A 23,203-nucleotide genomic window follows, 5' to 3' on the forward strand; every position below is an offset into this window, starting at 1 on the left:
CAGGGAAGTGAACGACAGAGTGGCCTGTGCGCCGGCCTATCGGCTTGATGCCTTTAGGCTTGGCGAGCGACGAAATCGGCACAGTCAGTGGGTTGGTGGCAAGTGTTCGAACAACGTCCGGCAGACCCCGGCGATATGTTCGTCGAGCAGGCTTACGGCACGCTCGACGTCCTTGGCCCGGCAGGCATCGAGAATTTCCCGGTGCTCGTGGTCGGCGCGTTCCTTACCGGCCGAGAGGCTCATCTGCATGCGCAGGTAGCGCTCCAGCTTGTCGTTGACCGAACGGATCATGTTGACCAGAAACGGGCGTTGCGCCGGCTCGTAGAGGCACGCGTGAAGTTCCCAGTTGAGCTGCGCCCAGCGGCCGACGTCGTTCTCGCCAACGAACTCCTGGCAGATCCTTTCGGCGCGGGCAAAGGTCGCGTCGGTCATGTTCGGAATGGCCAGGCGCAGGGCTTTGTCTTCGAGCAGCATGCGTACTTCGAACATCTGCGCCAGCTCGGCCTCGGAGACCCGCGTGACCATCGCCCCGCGGTTGCGCTGGAACATCACCAGGCCTTCCGCCTCCAGGCGCTTGAGCGCCTCGCGCACAGGGATCTTGCTGACGTTGAACTGGCGGGCGATATCGTCCTGGCGGATCGGTTCGTCTTCGGCGAAGTGCCCGGCAATGATCGCATCGCGCAGGTGCCGGGTAATGATTTCCGAAGTCGAGGGCGTGTTGCCCAGGTCCGGGGCGTTGAGGCGAGGTACGGTCACGGTGGCGTTGTCCGAAGTTGTTTCTGGATATGGTATACGAATTTATCCAGAGTCGGCGCCGCACGCGCCCGACGGCCACTGTCGCGATTACGCCAAAAGGTCGGGTTCAGCGGATGAAATGCACCTTGCCGGTGTCGTCGTTGCCCATGTAGATGCCGTACACGCCGGCCTGGCGCTCTTCGATATAGCGTTCGAGGATCTGCCGGATGGCCGGGTAGTAGATCTCGTCCCAGGGGATTTCATCGGCGGCAAAGAAGCGGTACTGGAGGGTTTCCGCGCCGAACTGGCCGGTGATTTCCACGGCGATGGCGCGGAAGATGATGTACACCTCGCTGATCTTCGGCACGCTGAAGATCGAGTATGGCGAGACGATTTCGGCGCGTACGCCGCTTTCTTCCCAGACCTCGCGCAGCGCCGCCTGCTCGGTGGTTTCGCCGCTTTCCATGAACCCGGCCGGCAGCGTCCAGGTGCCGGGGCGCGGAGGGATCGCGCGCTGGCACAACAGGTATTTGCCGTCCTGCTCGATGATGCAGCCGGCAATGATTTTCGGGTTCACATAATGGATGTAGCCGCAGGCGCTGCACAGCAGCCGCTCGTGCGTGTCGCCAGGCGGCAGACCCCGGCCAAGCTCGGCAGTGCAGTGCGGGCAGTAGCGCGGGGCGGCAGGCATGATCAGTGACCTATGCGGGGTTCTTTGAGGGCGATGGGCGTGGCGATCTCGCGGATCTTGCTCGAATCGCTGTGCTTGGCGCGCAGGTAGTCCAGGGCCACCTTGGCCGCTGCGCGGACGTGGTCGACGCAGGCCTGGTGCGCGGCCAGGGGATCGCCGCTCTTGATCGCGGCAACGATCTTTTCCATCTCCTGATTGCTCGCGCCGCGGCGGTTTTCCTGCGATACCGAGGTCGCCCGCAGGTAGCTGATGCGCGCCTGCAACTGGCGCAACTGGGTGGCCGCAACCTGGTTGCCGGAACCTTCGAGGAGCACGTCGTAGAAGCCCTGCACCGAGTCGATCACCTGTTGCAGTTCGCCTTCTTCCAGCGCTTTGCGGTTCTCCTCCAGGGCTTTTTCCAGGGCGCGGATGTCCTTGGCTTTGGCATTCAGGGTAAACAGCTGGACGATCAGCCCTTCGAGCACGCAGCGCAGCTCGTAGATGTCGCGGGCGTCTTCCAGGGTGATGATGGCGACGCGCGGGCCCTTGGCATCGGCAAATTCCACCAGGCCTTCGGATTCGAGGTGGCGCAGGGCTTCGCGTACCGAGGTGCGGCTGACGCCGAGGCGGTCGCAGAGGTCGCGTTCGACCAGGCGATCACCTGGCAGCAACTGGAAACTGATAATGGCGCTGCGCAGTTTGTCGAGCACGATTTCGCGCAGGGTAACGGGGTTGCGGTTGACCTTGAAGCTGTCGTCGAGGGGCTGGCGTTTCATCGTGTGCGCTCTGAAATCGGCTGTTGCGCCGGCCCACGGCACACCTCGAACCCAGGTGCGCCGTGCGGCGGTTTCGAACAGCCAGTGTTTAACGGGTTGGCTCCGAGTCGGCTTCGGCGAAGGCCTCGCGGGCCAGGCGGAAGCTGTCCACGGCCGCGGGCACACCGCAATAGATTCCGACCTGAAGCAGGATCTCGCGTATTTGTTCACGACTGAGGCCGTTACGCAAGGCGCCGCGGATGTGCAGCTTGAGTTCATGGGGGCGGTTGAGTGCCGAAATCATGGCCAAGTTTATCATGCTGCGCTCTTTGAGCGATAAGCCGTCCCGGCCCCAGACATGCCCCCAGCAGTACTCGGTCACCAGCTCCTGCAGCGGTTTGCTGAACTCGTCGGCATTCTCCAGCGCCGTGTTGACGTAGGCCTCGCCTAGCACCTGGGTGCGAATCTGCAGGCCTTTTTCGTACTTCGCGTTGCTCATTGCGCTACTCCCGCAAGAAAAGCGGGGGCCGCAGCCGAGGGTGATCGGCGTGCAGCCCCCGGCAGCGTCAGTCCAGCGCCGGCAGGGCGCCAAGCTTGCCTTTGTGATAGATCATCGGCGTGGCCGGCTGCTCGGGCAGGATCAGGTTCTGCACGGCGCCGACGATGATCGCGTGATCGCCGCCGTCGTATTCGCGCCACAGCGCGCACTCAATGATTGCCGTGGCGTTGGGCAGCAGCGGGTTGCCCAGCGCGCTCAGTGTCCACTCGATGCCTTTGGCCTTGTCTTTGCCTTTACCGGCAAAGGCGTAGGCCTCGGCGGTTTGCCCGGCGGCCAGCAGGTGGATGGCGAAGCGCTTGCTGTCGCGCAGGATCGGGTAGGTGTCGGAGGCGTAGTTGGGGCAGAACAGCACCAGCGCCGGCTCGATCGACAGCGCGCTGAAGGCGCTGGCGGTGATGCCGACGATGGCCCCGTCGGTGTCCAGGGTGGTGACCACCGTGACGCCGGACGGGAAGGAGCCCATCACGTCTTTGTAGATGCCGGGTTCGATCATTTCAGTGCACCTCTAGCGCATCACGAAGGGGTCGGGCATGGGCGCGGTCGACAGGTTGATCCAGACCGTTTTCAGCTCGGTATAGGCCAGCACCGAATCGATGCCGCTTTCGCGGCCATAGCCGCTGTTCTTGAAGCCGCCGATCGGCGCCATGGCCGACACCGCGCGGTAGGTGTTGACCCAGATGATCCCCGAGCGCACGTCGCGGGCCAGCCGGTGGGCGCGGCCGAGGTCGCGGGTCCAGATGCCGGCAGCGAGGCCGAACTGCGAGTCGTTGGCCATGGCCAGGGCCTCGGCCTCGGTCTTGAAACGGATCACGGCGGCCACCGGGCCGAACACTTCTTCCTGCATGATCGTCAGTGAGTTGCTGTCGCACTCGAACAGGGTCGGTTCGTAGAACCAGCCGTCGCCGGCGACCTTGGCGCGTTTGCCACCCAGGCGCAAGATGGCGCCTTCGGCCTGCGCGGCGGCCACCAGGCCTTCGACCACGGCCAGTTGCTGGGCGGTGGCCATCGGGCCCATTTCACTGGTTTCGTCTTGCGGGCTACCGATACGGATGCGCGTTGCCCGCTCGATCAGCCGTTCGACGAACACGTCGAAGATCTCCTCCTGCACCAGCAAGCGCGAGCCGGCCACGCAGCTTTGCCCGGAGGCGGCGTAGATGCCGGCTACCGCGCCGTTGATCGCGCTGTCGAGGTCGGCGTCGGCAAAGATGATGTTCGGCGACTTGCCGCCCAGCTCCAGCGACAGTTTGGCGAAGTTCTCGGCGCTACTGCGCACCACGTGCCGGGCGGTGGCGGCGCCGCCGGTGAAGGCGATCTTGCGCACCAGCGGGTGACGGGTCAGCGCCGCGCCGGTGCTCGGCCCGTAGCCGGTCACCACGTTGATCACCCCGGCCGGGAAGCCCGCCTCATGGGCCAGGCGAACCAGCGCAAGGATGCTCGCCGAAGCGTGCTCGGACGGCTTGATGACGATGCTGTTGCCGGCGGCCAGGGCCGGGGCGAGCTTGATTGCGGTGAGGTACAGCGGGCTGTTCCAGGGAATGATCGCCGCCACCACACCGATCGGTTCGTGCACGGTGTAGGCAAACAGGTCGGGCTTGTCCAGCGGCAGGGTGCCGCCTTCGAGCTTGTCGGCCAGGCCGGCGGTGTAATGGAAGAACTCCGGCAGGTAGCCGACCTGACCGCGGGTTTCGCGGATCAGCTTGCCATTGTCGCGGCTTTCCAGCTGGGCCAGCGGTTCCTTGTTCTCGCTGATCAGGTCGCCTAGACGACGCAGCAGCTTGCCGCGGGCGGTGGCGCTAAGGCCGCGCCAGGCCGGACTGTCGAAGGCCTTTTGCGCGGCCTGTACCGCCAGCTCGACATCGCTTTCGTCGGCGTCGGGCAGTTGCGCCCAGGTTTGCGCGGTGGCCGGATCGAGGCTGTCGAAGGTCTTGCCGCTGCGCGCATCGAGCCACTGGCCGTCGATGCACATCTGGAAACGTACGAGTGTCATGCAACGATCCCCTTGGCTGAATCGGAGAGGGTTCGGGCGTGCCCGAGGAAGTCCAGCAGCATCTGGTTGACCAGGCGCGGCGACTCTACCGGCATCATATGCCGTTGTTCGGCGAGTACGACGCTCTGCGCGCCGGGGATGCGCTCGGCGAGCTGGCGGGTCATGGCCGGGGTGGAGCCGAGGTCGAATTCGCCGGTGGCGATCAGCGTCGGCACCTGGATACTGCCCAGGTCGGCGGCGCGGTACATGTCCTGGGTGGCGAACAGTTCGTAGGTGGTCAGGTAACCCTGCGGGTCGTTGCCGGCCAGGGTCTGACGGATCGCCGCGACCTGGGCCGGGTTGGCTGCCTGGTATTCGCGGCTGAACCAGCGCGCCAGGGCTGCTTCGGCGTTGGCGTCCGGGCCGTGTTCGGCGGCCTGGGCAGCACGGGCGATGACCCCGGCACGCTGCTCGGGGCTGCGGTTGAACACACTGTTGAGCACGGCCAGCGCGTCGAGACGCTGCGGGTAGTGCAGGGCGAAGGCCCGGGCGACCAGGCCGCCCATGGAGAAGCCGATCACGGTGGCCTGGGGCAATTGCAGGTGGTCGAGCAGTTCCGCCAGTTGCGCGGCGTAGCCTTGCAGGTCGGTGCCGGCGGCCGGACGCGGGCTCTGGCCATGGCCGAGCATGTCGTAGGCGATGACGCGGTAGTCGCCGGCCAGGCCAACGATCTGTCCGCCCCACATTTCTTTGTTCAGGCCCACGCCGTGGATCAGCACCACGGGTTGGCCTTGGCCGGTGGTCAGGTAACTGGTTCCGGCCGGGGTGCGTTCAGCAGCAAGCTGAATCATGGGGCGCTCCTTGAGAGTCGGGCGTGTTGCAGTCGATTTGCCGCTGGGCGCCGGGCATCGACCGGTGACACGCCCCGGCCCGTTGCTGTTGTTATTGGGCTTTTTCCGCAGCCAGCTCTTCCAGGTCGATGTAGCGGTTGCCGATGCGTGGATGCAGGCGGCCGCCGTCGGCACAGCCCAGCACGACCACGATCTCGTCGGCGCGTGGCGCGTCTTCGATCTGCATTTCCAGGGTGATGTAGTGCGAGCGCAGGCCTTCGTCGTCCTTGTGCATCATCGGGATCTGGATCGAGGTGCCCGGGCCGCCGCGCTTGTTGGTGAAGCTCAGGTAGCTCTTGGCCTTGACCGCTTCGCGGTAGTGGTTGCCGAAGCGCAGGGTGTGGATCACCGCCGAGGCGTGCTCGATTTCGCCGTCGGCGCCGACCACGGCGGCCTTGCCATAGGCTTCGATCTTCTCGGCTCCGCCGATGGCGGCTACCAGGCGTTCGACCATCAGCGCGCCGAGGTCGGAGCAGTTGGCGCGGATTTCCGGCTTGAGGTCGTCGACGAAACCACGACCCAGCCATGGGTTCTTGATCACCACGGCCAGGCCGACCATGGTCACCGGGGTGTCGGTGGCCTTGCCGCCTTCGATGAAGGTTTGTTCGGCGTAGGTGACGATTTTGCGGATTTCAAAACTCATGAACTGCTCCTGTGGCGGGTGATTAGCTCTTGTTGTCTGATGGTATACCATAATATTTGATGTGCAAGAGGTTGCCGAACATTTCTGCGGACGAGGGGATAAGTGGTGGGTGCAACAAAAAGCATCGCGGGACGCGCCCACTCCCACAGGGTTTTGCGTTAACCGTGCGGGAGCGGGCGCGTCCCGCGATGCGCTTGAAGGCGCTAGAAAATCAGAACCACCGCCGGCTGACATGGCCCTCGGGATCGGTCGATCAACGGAACGCCGGCACCACTTCGTTGATGAACAGTGCCAGCGACTTGCGCTTCTCGGCATGCGGCAAGCTGTTGTCGCACCAGAAGCTGAACTCGTCGACACCCAGCGCCTGGTAGTATTTGATCCGCGCAATGATTTCTGCCGGCGTACCGATCATGGTGTTCTTGCGGATGGTGTCCAGTTCGAACTCCGGGCGCTCCTTGAACTTCTCTTCCGGGCTGGGCGCGAGGAAGCCGTTCTGCGGGGTCTGCTTGTTGCCGAACCAGGCGTCGAAGGTGCGGTAGAAGCGCGAGATCGCCTGGGCGCCGATCTTCCAGCCCTCCGGTTCGGCCGGGCTGTGCACGTGGGTGTGGCGCAGCACCATCAGTTGCGGGCGCGGTACGTCCGGGTTGTTGGCCAGGGCGGCTTCGAACTTGTTCTTCAGGTCGACGACTTCCTCGTCACCCTTCATCAGGGGGGTGACCATCACGTTGCAGCCGTTCTTCACCGCGAAGTTGTGCGAGTCCGGGTCGCGCGCGGCGATCCACATCGGGGGCACCGGTTGCTGGATCGGTTTGGGCACGCAGGTGGAGGTGGGGAACTTCCAGATCTCGCCGTCGTGGGCGTAATCGCCTTGCCACAACGCACGCACCACTGGGACCATCTCGCGCAGCGCCTGGCCGCCCTCGGAAGCCGGCATGCCGTTGGCCATGCGGTCGAACTCGAACTGGTAGGCACCGCGCGCCAGGCCGACTTCCATGCGACCGTTGCTGATCACATCGAGCAGGGCGCATTCGCCAGCGACCCGCAGCGGGTGCCAGAACGGCGCGATGATGGTGCCGGCACCGAGGTGAATGGTCGTGGTGCGTGCCGCCAGGTAGGCCAGCAGTGGCATCGGGCTCGGCGAGATGGTGTATTCCATGGCGTGGTGTTCGCCGATCCACACGGTGCTGAAACCGCCGTCTTCGGCCATCAGGGTCAGTTCGGTAAGGTCTTCGAACAGCTGGCGGTGGCTGACCTGTTCATCCCAACGTTCCATGTGTACGAACAACGAAAATTTCATCAGGCATTCCTCGGATCGTGTTGGCGGTCGCCTGTCGGATCAGGCGGGGTCAGGCGCGACGGGCACCGGGTGGGTGCCGCTCATAAGAACAGGGGCTCAGGCAAAGGCCGGCAGTGCGGCCATCTTGCCGCGGCAATACACCAGCGGGCTCGGTGCCTGCGCGGGGACGATCAGGTTCTGTACCGCGCCGACCATGATGGCGTGGTCGCCACCTTCGTACTCGCGCCATAGCTCGCACTCGATGATTGCCGTGGCATTGGCCAGCAACGGGTTGCCCAGCGCGCTCAGGGTCCACTCGATGCCCTGGGCCTTGTCCTTGCCCTTGCGGGCGAACGCATAGGCTTCGGCCTGTTGTGCGCCGGAGAGCAGATGGATGGCAAAGCGCTTGTTGCGGATCAGCACGGGGTAGGAGTCGGAACTGTAGTTGGGGCAGAACAGCACCAGCGGCGGGTCCATCGACAGCGAACTGAAGGCGCTGGCCGTCAGCCCGACCACTTGGCCGTCGTCGTCGAGGGTGGTGATCACCGTAACGCCGGAAGGGAAGGAGCCCATAACGTTCTTGTAGACAGTTGCGTCGATCATGGCGTGGTCCTCGGAATGCCGCGGTGTGTTCCGCGTTTTTATCGTTGATGTGTCTGATGGTATACCGTAATACCTATTTTGCAAGGGGAATTTTCGACGACGGACGAACGCGCCCGCTTAGGCGTTAAGCCCAGTAAACACGGGGTTTTCAGACGGTTTTGGAGACTTTTACTGGGGTAGAAAGCGCATAAGATGGTCGGCAGCGTGATCGCGCTTTCGGCCGCTATGGGCCGCTGCTGATGGTGCGTGACTACGCCCATCGCGGGACGAGCCCGCTCCCACAGAAGAGCAAGCAGGGGCTTTCTGTGGGAGCGGGCTCATCCCGCGATCTGGCGCGTAGCGCCAGCAATATTGCGCTCGACTTTCGGGGCGTGCGCGAGTCAGAACTCGGTCGGCTGGATGATTTCGACCCAGTAGTCGTCCGGGTCCTTGACGAACGCCAGGTGCTTCATGCGGCCGTCGCTCAGGCGCTTCTGGAAGGTCACGCCGAGGGCTTCGAAGCGCTCGCAGGCCGCGCGGATATCCGGTACCGAAATGCAGATATGGCCGAACCCGCGCGGGTCGGTGTTGCCATTGTGGTAGGCGAAGGCCGGGTCGTTCTCGGTGCCGTGGTTGTGGGTCAGCTCAAGAATGCCGGGAATGGATTTCATCCACTCGTTGCGCTTGGCGTCGTCGGCGGGGATCTGCGCCTTGTCGACCAGGGCGAGGAAGTACAGGCTGAACTCGGCTTCCGGGAAGTCGCGTTTCTCGACCAGGCTGAAGCCCAGTACGCGGGTGTAGAAGTCCAGGGACTTGGTGATGTCCTTGACCCGCAGCATGGTGTGGTTGAAGACGAAATTCTGGGTCGCGGCATCGGGTTGCGCGGTGACACCGGGGAAGGTGTTGAGGTCTTGCAGGCTCATGGGCACTCCGCAGGAGAGGCCGACGCCAGAAGCGCCGGCGGAACAGTCAGGTGGCCATGATACGGCAGTGAACCGAGAGCGCAAACGGTTTGCGCCCCGTGAGCCAGAAGCCGACGGGGCGCAAGAAATAGATGCCCGCCGAAGCGGGCTTATGGGGCGCTAATCCTTTAGCAGCCTCCATCCTGAAACAGCCGATGTGAAAAATATGTGAAGCCATTGTCAGCGGCGCAACCAACTTTCCACGGTTGTCGCGCCATACTGTTGTTTCCATGCCTTGAGGCCGCGGTGGTTACCACCCTTGGTCTCGATCAGCTCGCCGGTATGCGGGTTTTCATAGACTTTCACTACGCGCGCGCGGCGGGTTCGCGGCGTGTGCGCAAGCGGTTTGGTGGCAGCCCTGGGGTCGAGAATGTCGATAATGTCGCGCAGGTCTTTGTCGTAGCTTTTCATCAGGCTGACAAGTTTCTGCTCGAATTCGATTTCGCGTTTGAGGCCGGCATCCTTTTTCAACGTCTCCAGTTGTGCGAGCTGTTCCTGGAGGGCTTTTTCGGCAGCACGAAACTCTGCAAGTCGGGACACTGTGATCACTCCTCTGTAATCGGCAAATGGGCGCACGTGTTGGCACGAACAATCAGTGGTTATAAACGCAACGGCCACCGGGTGGATAAAAGCAACACCGTGAATAACAGTGTAGTCAAGCACAGGGGGGGGATCATTAAACTTTTTAGTGCCGCTTCATGGAACTTTAACAGGCACTGCTTACTTGCTCTAACAGCGCATACTAAAGCATTAAGCCGACGGCCCGCGCGCAGCCTTAGACCATGGTCCAATGGCCCGAGATAGAGCGTTTTCGAGAAAATTATCGATCACCGTCGGGTTGCCTGCGGTGGTGCATGGCCGGCGCCCGGATTGCGCCCGTTGATTCTTTGTCCCTCTATTCGGATATTCGTTTCTGATGTTTGCCCCATTCCCTTTCGCCTCCGGGCGCCGTCTTGGCAGCCTGGTGGCGTTGTTCGTCGCTGGATCGGCCCAGGCCGGCGGTTTTCTTGAAGACAGCAGCGCCAAAGTCGAAGCGCGTAATGTTTATTTCAACCGTGATTTCCGCGACGGTCACAGCAGTGCCAGCCAGGGTGCGTCGAAACGCGAAGAGTGGGCACAAGGCTTTATTCTGAACGCGCAGTCCGGTTATACCGACGGCACCGTCGGTTTCGGCGTCGATGCCCTGGGCATGATCGGTTTTAAACTCGATTCAAGCCCGGCCGACAGTAACAGCGGCTTGCTGCCGTCCTCCGGGCATGATCCACGGCGTTCGGTGGATCAGTACGCGAAACTCGGCGTGGCCGGCAAAGTGCGCTATTCGAAGAGCGTGCTGAAGATCGGCGCGCTGCTCCCGGATATGCCGCTGCTCAAATACAACGACGGCCGCTTGTTGCCGACCTTGTTCAATGGTGCGCTGCTGACCTCGGAAGAAATTCGTAATCTGAAGTTCAGCGTGGCCCGCCTGGACAAGTACACCGCCCGCGATTCCACCGATGCCCAGGACATCCGCGTGCACTGCAAGAACAAGCGCTATGCCTGCGATACCAGCGCCGATCACTTCGACATGGCCGGCGTCGACTATCGCTTCAACGAGCGCCTCAGTGCCCAGTACCAGGTCGCCAAGCTGGAAAACATCTACCGCCAGCACTTCCTCGGCCTGCTGGCCACTCAGCCGCTGAGTGTCGGCAGCCTGTCGGCCGACCTGCGCCTGATCAAGAGCGACGATATCGGCCGCGCCCGTGCCGGCGATATCGACCACCGCGCCTTCAGCGGCATGCTCGGCTACAGCCTGGGCGGGCACAAGCTCAGCGCCGGCTGGCAGCGCATGTTCGGCGAAGACGCCATGCCGTACCTCGATGGCAGCAACCCGTACCTGGTCAACTACGCGCAGGTCAACGACTTCGCCGCCGCCCAGGAGCGGTCCTGGCAGTTGCGTTACGACTACGACTTCAAGGCCTTGGGCCTGAACGGCCTGACGTTCTTCACCCGCTACATCAACGGCGACCATATCAAGGTGCCAGGCAGCCTGGCCGAGGGCAAGGAATGGGAGCGCGATAGCGAGCTCAAGTACCAGGTCCAGAGCGGTACCTTCAAGGATGTCAGCGTGCGCCTGCGTAACTCTACTTACCGCAGCAACTATGAAAAGTGGGCGCGGGACATGGACGAAACCCGGGTCATCGTCAGCTACACCTTCTCCCTGCTGTAAGCGCGGCGCTTTGCCAAGGGGCGCCGGCCGGCCGACAATGGTCGCGTGCCCATGGGAGAGTTTTCGCGATGAAACACCTGCTACTGATCGGCATCGGCCCGGGCAACCCGCGGCAGATCACCCTGGAGGCCATCGACGCACTGAACCGTGCCGAGGTGTTCTTCGTGCTCGACAAGGGGCCCGCCAACGACGACCTGTTGCGTCTGCGCAAGGCGTTGCTGGCAGAGCATGCTCGCCAGCCGTATCGTCTGCTGCAGGTCGAAGACCCGCAGCGCGACGGCGCGGCCAGCGACTACGTTGGCGCCGTGCAGGACTGGCACCGCCAGCGTGCCGTGCTGTATGCCCGGCTGATCGCCGACGAACTGCTCGACGGACAAACCGGGGCGTTTCTGCTGTGGGGCGAGCCCGGTCTCTACGACAGTACCTTGCGTATTCTCGAACGCGTCGAAGGCCACGACTTCAGCCTGGAGGTCATCCCCGGCATCAGCAGCGTGCAGGCCCTGGCCGCGCGCCACCGTATCCCCCTCAACCGCATTGGCGAGCCGCTGACGATCCTGCCTGGCCGGCGCCTGGGCGAGCAGTCGCGGATCGACAACCTGGTGGTGATGCTCGACGGCCACGGTGCCTTCGCCGAACTCGACGACCCTGACCTGCACATCTATTGGGGCGCCTACCTCGGCACCCCGGACGAACTGCTGATCGAAGGCCCGCTGGCGACGGTGAAGGCGCAGATCCTGCAGCAGCGCGAGCAGGCCCGCGCGCGCAAGGGCTGGATCATGGACACGTACTTGCTGCGGCGTCGGTAAGCCGGCAGAGCATCGCCCCGGTGAAGTTGAACAGGCGGTGCTGGCTCAGGTCCAGCAGCGCCTGTTCGATGCGCTCGGCCAAGGCCTCGCAGTGCCAGCGCGGTGCGTAACGGTTGGCCAGCAGTTGCCGGGCCTGCTGCTGCGCCTGCTGCCAGCGGGCTTCGTCGCGGTACAGGTTGGCAGCGGCATCGGCCAGGGCTTCGGCCAGCGACACCACGGCGCCGGGCCAGGGCAGGGCGCCGTGCATGGCTTCGCTGCCGATGGGGGTGGTCACGCTGGGCGTGCCGCAGTGGAGGGCGTCGAGCAGCGCCGGCTTGATCCCCGCCCCGAAGCGCAGGGGGGCCAGGCAGACCCGCGCTGCGCTTAGTACCGCCGTCGGGTCTTCAGCCGGGCCGTGCAGGTGGAAGCCTTCCGTGGGGCAATGCAGGGCGACGGTGTTGTCCGCCAGGTTGGCGCCGTACACGTGCACCTGGGCATCCGGCAGGCGCCGGCGCAGCATTGGCCAGAGGCTGTGTTTCAGCCACAACAGGGCATCGGCGTTGGCCGCACTGCGGTAATCGCCCAGCATGACGAAATGTTCGCGTTCGGCGTACGGGTGAAGCGCTTCGGTGACCGCGGGGCGGCTGCCCGGACACCAGTGCAGCAGGTGTTGGGGCAGGCCGAAGCCGTTGCACAGCAGGTCGATCTCGACGTCGGAACTGATCAGGCTGAGGTCGCAGCGGTACAGCGCGGCGATTTCCCGTTGGGTCAGCGCGGCAGTGGCCATCTGCTGGTAGAGGTCGGGGCCGGAGGTGGCGAACAGTGCGCGGAAATCGTTGCTGTCCAGGCCTTCTGCCAGGCGTCGGCGCAGCAACTGCTGGCGGGCGTCGTGCAGGCTGTGCAGGGCGTCGACGGCAAGCACGCGCAGGGCCTGAGGGTGCTCGCGGCGGATCCGCGTGCCGTGCTGTTCCTCGCTGCGGTAGTGGTCGAACAGGATAACGTCGGGGCTGTCGTCGCTGAGCTGCCAGCCACGGGCGTGGAAGGTGTCGAGGAGATCGGCGCGGGGGTGGCCGATGAGCTGGAACTTGAGCATGGGGCGCCCCAGGGGAAAAGGCCGGCTATTAAAGCAGAATCAGGCTGGCAGGGCTGGCCCTATCGCGGGACGTTCCCACAGTGGACCTGCGGCACATCCCGCGAAGCCTTGTCTAACCATTCAGAACCCTGTTCACCGTGTCGCGCAACTGCTCGATGTTGAACGGTTTGCCAATCGAATGCATGCCGTCCGGCACCTCCACCGTTTCGGCATAGCCACTGGCAAACAGAATCGGCAACAACGGCCGTGCTGCCCTGGCCTGCAGGGCCAGTACCTTGCCGTCCATATCCGGCAAACCGACATCGGTCATCATCATCGCCAGCGCCTGGTCCGGATCGTTGAGTACCCTCAGTGCACGTTGTGCATCGCTGGCTTCAACCACGGAATAACCAAGCTCCTCCAGCACGTCGACAATCAACATGCGCACGATATCGTCGTCTTCAACGACCAATAGCGGGGCGGTAACGGGCATGGCAGTAATCCTGTGCAAAAGGTGACACTTAATCTGTAAACAGCGCGCTGGGTGAAGTTCCCCCAAGCGACGAAAAACTGCTCGGGCGCGCAGCATAACCACCTCGCACACAACAGGGAACGATTGTGCTGGATGCCTCTCAAATGCTGGCTAAATGCCCTGTCAGAATAGGCAAACGCAGATAGACTCGAAACCCGAGAAGGCAATTTTTCCTAGAATAATTGCTCGAAATTCCGTCACACTTCTTTGAACGACCTTTGTCCGGACCTTTGCCATGACCCGACCCGTCTCGACCGACCAGCAAAGCTTTCGCAGGCTGCTGAGCCGAAACATCGGCTTGCCCCTGGGCGTCGGCCTGCTCAGTGCCCTGGTGTTCATCGCGGTAATCGCCTACCTGCTGTCGGCCATCCAATGGGTGAAACACACCGACCGGGTGATCAACAACGCCACCGAGGCGGTCAAATTGTCCATCGACATGGAAACCGGCATGCGCGGTTTCATGCTCACCGGCGAGGAGCACTTTCTTGATCCGTACGAAGTGGCCAAGCCACGGATCAACGCCGAGCTGGCCGGGCTCAAGGAACTGGTTGCCGACAACCCGCAGCAGGTCGATCGTCTGAGCCGTCTGCAGGCGCTGCAGAACGAGTGGAATGTCTTCGCCAAGGAAATGATCGAGCTGCGCCGGCAGAACGGTGACTACCGTGCCTCGATCAGTTCCGGGCGCGGCAAGCGCCTGACCGACGAGATCCGCAAGGAGTTCGACACCTTCGTCGGCATGGAGCAGCAGCTGCGCCAGCAGCGCAACGACAACGTCAGCACCACCACGGTGGTCTCGGTGTCGGTGTACCTGGGTTTCGTCCTGCTGCTCAGTGGCCTGCTGGCCTACACCGGCCGCCGCGACTTGCTGAGCCTGTCCAGCAACTACACCGCCAACCTCGAGGCCCAGCAGCGCGCCACCGAGCGCCTGCAACAACAGGCCTGGTTGCGCAGCGGGCAAACCCGGCTGGCCGAGCAGGTGCTCGGGCAACTGACCCTGCCGACGCTTGGCCACAATATCCTGCAGTTTTTCGGTAACTACCTCGGCAGCGTGGTCGCCGCCCTCTATGTCCGCGACGACCATGGCAACCTGCGGCGGGTCGCCAGCTACGGCTTCTCCCGCGAGCAGGACGGCCAGGAACAGCTGCTCGGCGCCCAGGAAGGCCTGCTTGGCCAGGCGGTGATGCAAGGCCGGCTGATCCGTCTGGACGACGTGCCGGAAGGCTACTTCAAGGTCAACTCGGGCCTGGGCGACGGCCTGCCGCGCAGCGTACTGATGATGCCGGCGAGCAACGACGGGCAGATCAACGGCGTGGTCGAGTTGGGCTTCCTGCGCCCGCTTGACGAGCGCGACATCGAGTTCCTCGAACTGGTCAGCGACAACGTCGGTATTTCCATCGAAAGTGCACGCTACCGTCAGCGCTTGCAGGAAGTACTGGCCGAAACCCAGCAGCTGAACGAAGAGCTGCAGGTGCAGCAGGAAGAACTGAAAACCGCCAACGAAGAGCTCGAAGAGCAATCGCGGGTGCTCAAGGAGTCCCAGGCGCACCTGGAAACCCAGCAGGCCGAGCTTGAGCAGACCAACGAGCAACTGGCCCAGCGCACCGATGCCCTGGCCGACCAGCGCGACGCCCTCGACCGCAAGAACAACGAGTTGAACCAGGCTCAGGTCGAGTTGCAGGCGCGTGCCGAGGAACTGCAGCGTTCGAGCAAGTACAAGTCGGAATTCCTCGCCAACATGTCCCATGAGCTGCGTACTCCGCTGAACAGCTCGCTGATCCTGGCCAAGCTGCTGGCCGAGAACGCCCAGGGCAACCTCAGCGCCGAACAGGTCAAGTTCGCCGAGTCGATCTACTCGGCCGGCAACGACCTGCTCAACCTGATCAACGACATCCTCGACATCGCCAAGGTCGAGGCCGGCAAGCTCGATGTACGTGCCGAAACCACCCACGTCACGCGCCTGGCCGAAGGCCTGCGCGGGCTGTTCGAACCACTGGCCAGCGAGAAGTGCCTGGGCTTCGAGGTGAGCATCGCGGCCAACGTGCCGGCGACCCTCTACACCGACCGCCAGCGCCTGGAACAGATCCTCAAGAACCTGCTGTCGAACGCCTTCAAGTTCACCGAGCAGGGCAAGGTCAGCCTGGAAATCGGCTACCAGCCCGGCAATGGCCTGGTGTTCGCCGTGCGCGACACTGGCATCGGCATTGCCGCCGATCAGCAGCAGAGCATCTTCGAGGCCTTCCACCAGGCCGATGGCACCACCAACCGCCGCTATGGCGGCACCGGCCTGGGCCTGTCGATCTCCCGCGACCTGGCGCAACTGCTCGGTGGCCAGATCAGCCTCGACAGCCGCCTGGGCACCGGCAGCGTGTTCAGCCTGATTCTGCCCGAGCGTTACGAACCGGTGGTCGAGCAGAGCCGCCCGGTGGTGCTCAACCAGCCGGCGCCGTTGCCGGTGGCGCCAGTGGCCGCGGTCGCCCCGCCGGTGCTGGAAGTGCCACGGCCGCCGGTGAGCTTCGCCGACGACCGAGGCAATGCGCCGTTCAGCAACCGCTGCATCCTGGTGATCGAGGACGAACCGAACTTTGCTCGCATTCTCTTCGACCTGGCCCATGAACTGGGCTACAGCTGCCTGGTGGCCCAGGCCGCCGACGAAGGTTTCGAGCTGGCCGCCAGCTACCTGCCCGACGCGATCCTGCTGGACATGCGCCTGCCCGACCACTCCGGGCTCACCGTGCTGCAACGGCTCAAGGAGCAGGCCAGCACCCGGCACATTCCGGTGCACATCATTTCTGTCGAAGACCGCGTCGAGGCGGCCATGCACATGGGCGCCATCGGCTATGCGGTCAAGCCGACCAGCCGCGAAGAACTGAAGACGGTGTTCGCCCGCCTGGAAGAAAAGCTCACGCAGAAACTCAAGCATATCCTGCTGGTCGAGGATGACGACCTGCAGCGCGAAAGCATTGCCCGCCTGATTGGCGACGACGATATCCAGATCACTGCCGTCGGCATGGCCCAGGAGGCCCTCGACCTGCTGCGCGAAAAGATCTACGACTGCATGATCATCGACCTCAAACTGCCCGACATGCTCGGCAACGAGCTGCTCAAGCGCATGACCGCCGACGACATCCGCTCGTTCCCGCCGGTGATCGTGTATACCGGGCGCAACTTGACCCGCGACGAAGAGGCCGACCTGCTCAAGTACTCGCGCTCGATCATCATCAAGGGCGCGCGCTCGCCGGAGCGCCTGCTTGACGAAGTCACGCTGTTCCTGCACAAGGTCGAATCGACGCTGTCCCATGAACGCCAGCGCATGCTCAAGACCGCGCGCAGCCGTGACAAGGTCTTCGAGGGGCGCAAGATCCTCCTGGTGGACGACGACGTGCGCAACATTTTCGCCCTCACCAGTGCCCTGGAGCACAAGGGCGCCATCGTCGAGATCGGCCGTAACGGCCGCGAAGCCATCGACAAGCTGGAGAGCACCAGCGACATCGACCTGGTGCTGATGGACGTGATGATGCCGGAGATGGACGGCTACGAAGCCACCCGGCTGATCCGCAAGGACCCGCGCTGGCGCAAGCTGCCGATCATCGCGGTCACCGCCAAGGCGATGAAGGATGACCAGGAGCGCTGCCTGCAAGCCGGCGCCAACGATTACCTGGCCAAACCGATCGAGCTGGACCGACTGTTCTCGCTGATCCGCGTCTGGCTGCCGCAACTGGAGCGAATTTGATCATCGAACGCAATACCGACATTGAAATCCGGCTGTTGATCGAGGCGATCTACCTCAAGTACAGCTACGACTTCCGCGACTATTCCGGCGCCTCGATCAAGCGCCGGGTGCTGCATGCCGTGCGTCAGTTCGACTGCGCCACCGTATCGGCGTTGCAGGAACGGGTGCTGCACGACCCGGGGGTGTTCATGCAGTTGCTGCAATACCTGACCATCCCGGTGAGCGAGATGTTTCGCGACCCCGAGCACTTCCTCGCGCTGCGCCGCGAGGTGGTGCCGCACCTGAAGACCTGGCCATCGATCAAAATCTGGATCGCCGGTTGCAGCACTGGCGAAGAGGTCTACTCGATGGCCATCCTGCTGCGCGAGGAAGGCCTGCTTGAGCGCACCATCCTCTACGCCACCGACATCAACCCCAGCTCGCTGGAAAAGGCCAAGCAGGGCATCTACTCGCTGCCGAGCATGCGCGAGTACACCGAGAACTATCAGAAGGCCGGCGGCCTGCGCGCGTTCAGCGACTACTACACGGCGGCCTACGGCAACGCCATCCTCGACAGCAGCCTGCGCGAGAACGTGACCTTCGCCGACCACAGCCTGGCCACCGACAGCGTGTTCTCCGAAACCCAGCTGGTGTCGTGTCGCAACGTGCTGATCTACTTCAACAAGGGCCTGCAGGACCGCGCCTTTGGCTTGTTTCACGAATCGCTGTGTCATCGCGGCTTCCTGGTCCTGGGCAGCAAGGAAACCCTGGACTTCTCGGCCTATTCGGAGCGTTTCGAGCCACTGTGCCGGCCCGAGCGGATCTACCGCAAGCTATGAATCCGGTCGATGCGATTGTCCTTGGCGCTTCGGCGGGCGGCGTTACGGCGCTGCTGGCGGTATTCGCCGCGTTGCCGCGCGACTACCCGATTCCACTGCTGTGCGTGCTGCACCTGCCGGACGGCCGTCACAGCCAGCTCGCCGACGTGTTCGCCAAGCGTCTGCAACGGCCGGTGCGCGAGGGGCGCGACAAGGAACGTATCGCGCCGGGGATGATCTATGTAGCCGGCCCCAGCTATCACCTGTCGGTGGAAAAGGACTACAGCTTGTCGTTGAGCCAGGAAGACCGCGTGCATTTTTCCCGCCCGGCCATCGACTTCCTGTTCGAGTCGGCGGCCGATGCCTATGGCAGCGGGTTGGTCGGCGTGTTGCTGACCGGGGCCAACGAAGACGGTGCCAGAGGCCTGGCGCGCATCCAACAGTGTGGCGGTCGGACCATCGTTCAGGACCCGGCCCAGGCGCAAGTCGCCGTCATGCCCGAAGCAGCGCTGGCGCTGTTGCGGCCTGACCATATACTCCCTTTGAACGGCATCGGGCACTTGCTCGCCACGCTGGAACCACGTGAATGCTAAGCCATATCCAAGCCAAACTGCTGATCGTCGACGACCTGCCGGAGAACCTGGTGGCGCTCGAGGCCCTGATCAAGGCCGACGACCGCGCGGTGTTCAAGGCGCAGTCGGCTGACCAGGCGCTGTCGCTGCTGCTCGAGCACGAATTCGCCCTGGCCATCCTCGACGTGCAGATGCCCGGCATGAACGGCTTCGAGCTGGCCGAGCTGATGCGCGGCACGGAAAAAACCAAGAACATCCCGATCGTCTTCGTCAGCGCGGCGGCGCGCGAGATGAACTACGCCTTCAAGGGCTACGAAAGCGGTGCGGTGGACTTCCTGCACAAGCCGCTCGACGTGCATGCGGTGAAGAGCAAGGTGACGGTGTTCGTCGACCTGTTCCGCCAGCGCAAGGGCCTCGACGAGCAATTGCAGGAGCTGGAACGCAGCCGCCAGGAGCAGGAACTGCTGCTGGCCCAGCTGGAGGTGGCGCGCGGCGAGCTGGAGCACGCGGTGCGCATGCGCGACGATTTCATGTCGATTGTTTCCCACGAAGTGCGCACGCCGCTCAACGGCCTGATCCTCGAAACCCAGCTGCGCAAGCTGCACCTGGCGCGGGACAACGCCGACGCCTTCAGCCTGGACAAGATGCGCGCCATGGTCGAGCGTGACGAGCGGCAGATCAACAGCCTGATTCGCCTGATCGAAGACATGCTCGACGTGTCGCGGATCCGCACCGGCAAACTGTCGATTCGCCCGTCGTCGTTCGACCTGAGCCAACTGGTCAGCGGCCTGCTGGAAAACTTCGCGGCCCAGGCCGCCGCCGCCGAGTGCAGCCTGAGCCTGGAGGCGGCGCAGCCGGTGCTGGGGGTGTGGGATGAATTCCGCATCGAACAGGTGATCGCCAACCTGCTGAGCAACGCCCTGCGCTACGGACGCAAGGGCCCGGTGCAGGTGCGCGTGCGCGAAGTACAGGGGCTGGCCTGCGTGGAGGTGCGCGATTTCGGCATTGGCATCAGCGAAGCCAATCAGCAACGGATCTTTCAGCAGTTCGAGCGGGTTTCATCCAGTCAGAGCACGGCCGGCCTCGGTCTGGGTTTGTACATCTCCGAGCAGATCGTCCTGGCCCATGGCGGCAGCATCAGTGTGAGCAGTGTCGAAGGCGAGGGCGCGACCTTTATCGTGCGCCTGCCGCTGCTGCGCGACATGCAGGAAAATACCCAGCAACAGGCAACCTCTGCTTGAGCCCGGGGTCCTATGGCGACTCTACCGAATGAACACAGCTAAGGCATTGGCATGAGCGAAGATGCACAAGACGTGGTGCTGGTCGTCGAAGACGAACCGGTGATCCGCATGATCCTCAGGGACTACCTGGCGGGCGAGGGCTACCATGTGCTGGTGGCCGAAAACGGCGCGCAGGCGTTCGATATCCTGGCGAAAAAGCCGCATCTGGACCTGATGGTCACCGACTTCCGCCTGCCCGGCGGCATCTCCGGGGTCGATATTGCCGAGCCGGCGATCAAGCTGCGCCCGGACCTCAAGGTGATTTTCATCAGTGGCTACCCGCTGGAAATTCTCGAATCGGGCAGTCCGATCGCCCTCAAGGCGCCGATCCTGGCCAAGCCGTTCGACCTCGACAGCCTGCGCGAGCAGATTCAGAAGCTCCTCGCCTAGGGGCGTTCAAGCCGCCGAACTGATGCGGCCGCTGGGCAGGCTGCGCTCAATGGCGCCGAGCAGCATGCTTTCCATCAAGGTCAGGCGCTGTGCTTGTGGCAGCGGCGACTGCTGCAGCCAGCCGGGCAGGCTATTGAGCAGGCTGGCGATGACGTGGGCGGTAGCGGCCAGGCTCGCTGCCGGCAGCGCTGCCTCAGGTGCGATCAGGCGCAACAGGCCGGTTTCGTAGTCGCAGCGCAGCGCGGCAATCCGTGCCTGCTGCGCGTCGCTCAGGCAGCACAGGTCACGTTCCGCCAGGCGGAACTGCAACGGCCGCTCGGCGTGCAGGGCCCAGTGGGCACCGATCACCGCCGACAGCCGCTGTGCCGGCGAACGGCCCTTGGCCGGCGGTGCGAGGGTGGCCAGCAGCTCTTCGAACAGCTCTTCGATCAGATCGAAGAGCAGGTGCTGCTTGCTCGGAAAATGGTGGTACAGCGAGCCTGCGGTCAGCCCCAGGTGGCTGGCCAGCTCGCGCATGCTGACCTGGCCGAAGCCTTTGTTCGCGAAGAGTTCCAGCGCTTTGTCGCGCCGTTCTTCGAAATTCGCGCAGCGTTCGGCGCAGGTCAGTGGCATGGGGCTACCTCAATAGGTGAAGAAACCACGGCCGCTCTTGCGGCCCAGGTAGCCGGCGGCGACCATTTCCTTGAGCAAGGCGGCCGGGCGGTACTTGCTGTCGTTGAAGCCGTCGTGGAACGACTCGACGATGGCCAGCAGGGTGTCCAGGCCGATCAGGTCGGCCAGGGCCAGCGGGCCGATCGGTTGGTTGCAACCCAGGCGCATGCCGGTGTCGATGTCCTCGGCACTGGCCAGACCTTCCTGCAACACCATGATCGCTTCGTTGATCATCGGCACCAGGATGCGGTTGACCACGAAGCCCGGGCGGTTGCCGGCGCTGATCGCGGTCTTGCCGACGCGGGCGGTCAGGGCATGGGCGGCGGCGAAGGTCGCGTCGCTGGTTTGCAGGCCGCGGATCACCTCGACCAGGGCCATCATCGGCACCGGGTTGAAGAAGTGCACGCCAATGAAGCGCTCGGGCTGGCTGACCGCCGCGCCGAGCTGGGTGATCGACAGCGACGAGGTGTTGGTGGCGATCACGCAGTCGTCGGCCACGCTGGCCGCCACCTGCTGGAGGATGCGGATTTTCAGCGCGAGGTTTTCGGTGGCGGCCTCGATCACCAGTTGCGCTGAGTGCAGCGCGGCGTAGTCGGTGCTGGTGCTGATCCGCGCCACGGCCGCTTGGGCCTCGGCGGCCTGCAGGGTCTGCTTGTTGACCTGGCGTTCGAGGTTCTTGCGCAGGGTGGCCAGGCCACGCTCCAGCGCAGCCTCGGAGACGTCGATCAGGGTGACCTGGTAGCCGGCCACCGCGCACACCTGGGCAATCCCGTTGCCCATGGTGCCGGCGCCGATCACGGCGATATTTTCAATGCTCACGGTGCTGCTCCTCAAACGCGCTCGAAGACAACGGCAATGCCTTGGCCGCCGCCGATGCACATCGTCGCCAGGGCATAGCGGCCCTGGATACGCTGCAGTTCATGGATCGCCTTGGTGGCGATGATTGCGCCAGTGGCGCCGACCGGGTGGCCGAGGGAGATGCCCGAGCCGTTCGGGTTGACCTTGTCCGGGTCGAAGCCGAGCTCGCGGGACACCGCGCAGGCCTGGGCAGCGAAGGCTTCGTTGGATTCGATCACGTCCAGGTCGTTGACGCTGATACCGGCTTTTTCCAGCGCCTTGCGGGTTGCCGGTACCGGGCCCAGGCCCATCAGCTCCGGCTCGACACCAGCGTGGGCGTAGGCCACCAGGCGCGCCAGCGGGCGCAGGCCCTCGCGCTTGGCCATCGCACCGGTCACCAGCACCAGCGCGGCGGCGCCGTCGTTCAGGCCGCTGGCGTTGCCGGCGGTGACGGTGCCATCTTTCTTGAACACCGCTTTCATCCCGGCCAACTGCTCGGCGCTGACGTCGCCGCGCACGTGTTCGTCCACCTCGAACGTCACCGGGCCCTTACGGCTGGGGATCTCGATCGGCACGATCTGGCTGGCGAAGCGGCCTTCGGCGATGGCGCGAGCGGCACGTTGCTGGCTGGTCTGGGCGACCTCGTCCTGCATCTGCCGGGTGATGCCGTTTTTCTCGGCCACGTTCTCGGCCGTGATGCCCATGTGGAAGCCGGCGAACGGATCGTGGAGGATCCCGAGCATGTAGTCGACGCCGTGCAGGTCACCCATGCGCGCGCCCCAGCGGGCTTGGGGCAGCAGGTACGGGCCACGGCTCATCGACTCGGCACCGGCGGCGATCACCGCTTCGGCTTCGCCCAGCAGCAGGCTCTGCGCGGCCGAGACGATGGCCTGCAGGCCCGAGCCGCACAGGCGGTTGACGTTGAAGGCGGGGGTTTCCTTGGGAATGCCGGCGTTCATCGCGGCCACCCGGCCCAGGTAGGCGTCGCGCGGTTCGGTCGGGATCACGTTGCCCATCACCACATGGCCGATCTGCTCGGCCTTGACCCCGGAGCGCTCGAGGGCGGCGCGGGTGACCTGGGTGGCGAGGTCGGCCAGGGGCAGGTCCTTGAGCGAGCCGCCGAAGGTGCCGATGGCCGAGCGAACGGCGCTGACTACGTAGATATCGTTGTTGTTCATTGTCGACTCCAGTGTGCGAAAGCGTGGCGGGGCGCCGTGCGGCTCTGCCAGAATGGCGCCCGGGCCACGTCCGGGATGGGCCCGAGTCTAGGCAAAGGCCACGCCCTGGCCTATGCCTTAACTGCCCAGGCGGGC

At 64.0% G+C, this 23,203-nt stretch carries 24 protein-coding genes; 7 read left to right on the forward strand and 17 right to left on the reverse strand.

Annotated elements, in window-relative coordinates:
• Positions 1-84: 84 nt before the first annotated feature.
• The 12 genes from DCO48_RS18505 to DCO48_RS18560 form a co-directional block, all read right to left on the reverse strand.
• On the reverse strand, positions 85-756 hold the full coding sequence (locus DCO48_RS18505) for a GntR family transcriptional regulator (RefSeq protein ID WP_116552055.1): 672 nt from the start codon (positions 754-756) through the stop codon (positions 85-87).
• 106 nt (positions 757-862) lie between these two features.
• A complete protein-coding gene (locus tag DCO48_RS18510) occupies positions 863-1,426 on the reverse strand; it encodes an NUDIX hydrolase (RefSeq protein WP_116552056.1) in 564 nt (187 codons plus the stop codon).
• A 2-nt stretch (positions 1,427-1,428) separates the two neighbouring features.
• On the reverse strand, positions 1,429-2,181 hold the full coding sequence (locus DCO48_RS18515) for a GntR family transcriptional regulator (RefSeq protein ID WP_116552057.1): 753 nt from the start codon (positions 2,179-2,181) through the stop codon (positions 1,429-1,431).
• An 88-nt stretch (positions 2,182-2,269) separates the two neighbouring features.
• Positions 2,270-2,659: a carboxymuconolactone decarboxylase family protein gene (locus tag DCO48_RS18520; RefSeq protein WP_116552058.1), complete on the reverse strand. Its 390-nt coding sequence runs from the start codon at positions 2,657-2,659 to the stop codon at positions 2,270-2,272.
• Positions 2,660-2,726: 67 nt separating this feature from the next.
• Positions 2,727-3,212, reverse strand: coding sequence for a flavin reductase family protein (locus DCO48_RS18525; RefSeq protein ID WP_116552059.1), 486 nt, complete (start codon positions 3,210-3,212; stop codon positions 2,727-2,729).
• Positions 3,213-3,224: 12 nt separating this feature from the next.
• A complete protein-coding gene (locus DCO48_RS18530) occupies positions 3,225-4,706 on the reverse strand; it encodes an aldehyde dehydrogenase (protein ID WP_116552060.1) in 1,482 nt (493 codons plus the stop codon).
• Positions 4,703-5,536: an alpha/beta fold hydrolase gene (locus DCO48_RS18535; protein ID WP_116552061.1), complete on the reverse strand. Its 834-nt coding sequence runs from the start codon at positions 5,534-5,536 to the stop codon at positions 4,703-4,705. Before DCO48_RS18535 ends, DCO48_RS18530 begins: the two co-directional genes overlap by 4 nt.
• A 91-nt stretch (positions 5,537-5,627) precedes the next feature.
• Positions 5,628-6,218 (reverse strand): amino acid synthesis family protein, encoded by a 591-nt coding sequence (locus DCO48_RS18540; RefSeq protein WP_116552062.1) that lies wholly within the window; start codon positions 6,216-6,218, stop codon positions 5,628-5,630.
• A gap of 253 nt (positions 6,219-6,471) precedes the next feature.
• A complete protein-coding gene (locus DCO48_RS18545; protein ID WP_116552063.1) occupies positions 6,472-7,515 on the reverse strand; it encodes an LLM class flavin-dependent oxidoreductase in 1,044 nt (347 codons plus the stop codon).
• A gap of 96 nt (positions 7,516-7,611) precedes the next feature.
• The gene (locus DCO48_RS18550; RefSeq protein ID WP_116552064.1) at positions 7,612-8,097 is read right to left on the reverse strand and encodes a flavin reductase family protein; all 486 of its coding nucleotides are present in this window, start codon (positions 8,095-8,097) and stop codon (positions 7,612-7,614) included.
• Between the two features lie 380 nt (positions 8,098-8,477).
• Positions 8,478-8,999, reverse strand: a complete 522-nt coding sequence (gene gloA / locus DCO48_RS18555) for a lactoylglutathione lyase (RefSeq protein WP_116552065.1) — start codon at positions 8,997-8,999, stop codon at positions 8,478-8,480.
• A 219-nt stretch (positions 9,000-9,218) separates the two neighbouring features.
• Positions 9,219-9,578, reverse strand: coding sequence for a histone-like nucleoid-structuring protein, MvaT/MvaU family (locus DCO48_RS18560; protein ID WP_116552066.1), 360 nt, complete (start codon positions 9,576-9,578; stop codon positions 9,219-9,221).
• 376 nt (positions 9,579-9,954) lie between these two features.
• Between DCO48_RS18560 and DCO48_RS18565 the strand changes: the two genes are divergently transcribed.
• Together DCO48_RS18565 and cobF are read left to right on the forward strand one after the other, a co-directional pair.
• Positions 9,955-11,244, forward strand: a complete 1,290-nt coding sequence (locus DCO48_RS18565; RefSeq protein ID WP_116552067.1) for an OprD family porin — start codon at positions 9,955-9,957, stop codon at positions 11,242-11,244.
• Between the two features lie 68 nt (positions 11,245-11,312).
• Complete coding sequence (gene cobF / locus DCO48_RS18570; protein WP_116552068.1) at positions 11,313-12,050, forward strand: precorrin-6A synthase (deacetylating); 738 nt, start codon at positions 11,313-11,315, stop codon at positions 12,048-12,050.
• Here cobF and DCO48_RS18575 read toward each other — a convergent pair.
• Together DCO48_RS18575 and DCO48_RS18580 are read right to left on the reverse strand one after the other, a co-directional pair.
• Positions 12,019-13,122, reverse strand: coding sequence for a glycosyltransferase family 4 protein (locus DCO48_RS18575; protein ID WP_116552069.1), 1,104 nt, complete (start codon positions 13,120-13,122; stop codon positions 12,019-12,021). The two genes, cobF and DCO48_RS18575, sit on opposite strands and share 32 nt — an antisense overlap.
• Before the next feature lie 112 nt (positions 13,123-13,234).
• Entirely contained in the window at positions 13,235-13,594 is a 360-nt protein-coding gene (locus tag DCO48_RS18580; protein ID WP_116552070.1) for a response regulator, read from the reverse strand.
• A gap of 274 nt (positions 13,595-13,868) precedes the next feature.
• Between DCO48_RS18580 and DCO48_RS18585 the strand changes: the two genes are divergently transcribed.
• The 5 genes from DCO48_RS18585 to DCO48_RS18605 are packed head-to-tail and all read left to right on the forward strand — an operon-like array spanning position 13,869 to position 20,402.
• Positions 13,869-17,363, forward strand: a complete 3,495-nt coding sequence (locus tag DCO48_RS18585; RefSeq protein WP_116552071.1) for a response regulator — start codon at positions 13,869-13,871, stop codon at positions 17,361-17,363.
• A gap of 2 nt (positions 17,364-17,365) precedes the next feature.
• Positions 17,366-18,181, forward strand: coding sequence for a protein-glutamate O-methyltransferase CheR (locus tag DCO48_RS18590; protein ID WP_371919525.1), 816 nt, complete (start codon positions 17,366-17,368; stop codon positions 18,179-18,181).
• Positions 18,178-18,753: a chemotaxis protein CheB gene (locus tag DCO48_RS18595; RefSeq protein ID WP_116552073.1), complete on the forward strand. Its 576-nt coding sequence runs from the start codon at positions 18,178-18,180 to the stop codon at positions 18,751-18,753. The genes DCO48_RS18590 and DCO48_RS18595 overlap by 4 nt, the downstream gene beginning before the upstream one ends.
• Positions 18,747-19,973, forward strand: coding sequence for a hybrid sensor histidine kinase/response regulator (locus DCO48_RS18600; protein WP_116552074.1), 1,227 nt, complete (start codon positions 18,747-18,749; stop codon positions 19,971-19,973). Before DCO48_RS18595 ends, DCO48_RS18600 begins: the two co-directional genes overlap by 7 nt.
• 51 nt (positions 19,974-20,024) lie before the next feature.
• Entirely contained in the window at positions 20,025-20,402 is a 378-nt protein-coding gene (locus DCO48_RS18605; RefSeq protein WP_116552075.1) for a response regulator, read from the forward strand.
• 6 nt (positions 20,403-20,408) lie between these two features.
• Here the strand turns inward: DCO48_RS18605 and DCO48_RS18610 are convergent, their stop codons facing one another.
• From DCO48_RS18610 to DCO48_RS18620, 3 genes are read right to left on the reverse strand one after another with little or no spacing between them, the layout of a single operon-like run.
• On the reverse strand, positions 20,409-21,014 hold the full coding sequence (locus DCO48_RS18610) for a TetR/AcrR family transcriptional regulator (protein ID WP_116552076.1): 606 nt from the start codon (positions 21,012-21,014) through the stop codon (positions 20,409-20,411).
• Positions 21,015-21,023: 9 nt separating this feature from the next.
• Positions 21,024-21,872, reverse strand: a complete 849-nt coding sequence (locus DCO48_RS18615; RefSeq protein ID WP_116552077.1) for a 3-hydroxybutyryl-CoA dehydrogenase — start codon at positions 21,870-21,872, stop codon at positions 21,024-21,026.
• 11 nt (positions 21,873-21,883) lie between these two features.
• Entirely contained in the window at positions 21,884-23,068 is a 1,185-nt protein-coding gene (locus DCO48_RS18620) for an acetyl-CoA C-acyltransferase family protein (RefSeq protein ID WP_116552078.1), read from the reverse strand.
• Positions 23,069-23,203: the final 135 nt, after the last annotated feature.

This window comes from Pseudomonas sp. SDI (assembly GCF_003105155.1).
Lineage (GTDB): Bacteria > Pseudomonadota > Gammaproteobacteria > Pseudomonadales > Pseudomonadaceae > Aquipseudomonas.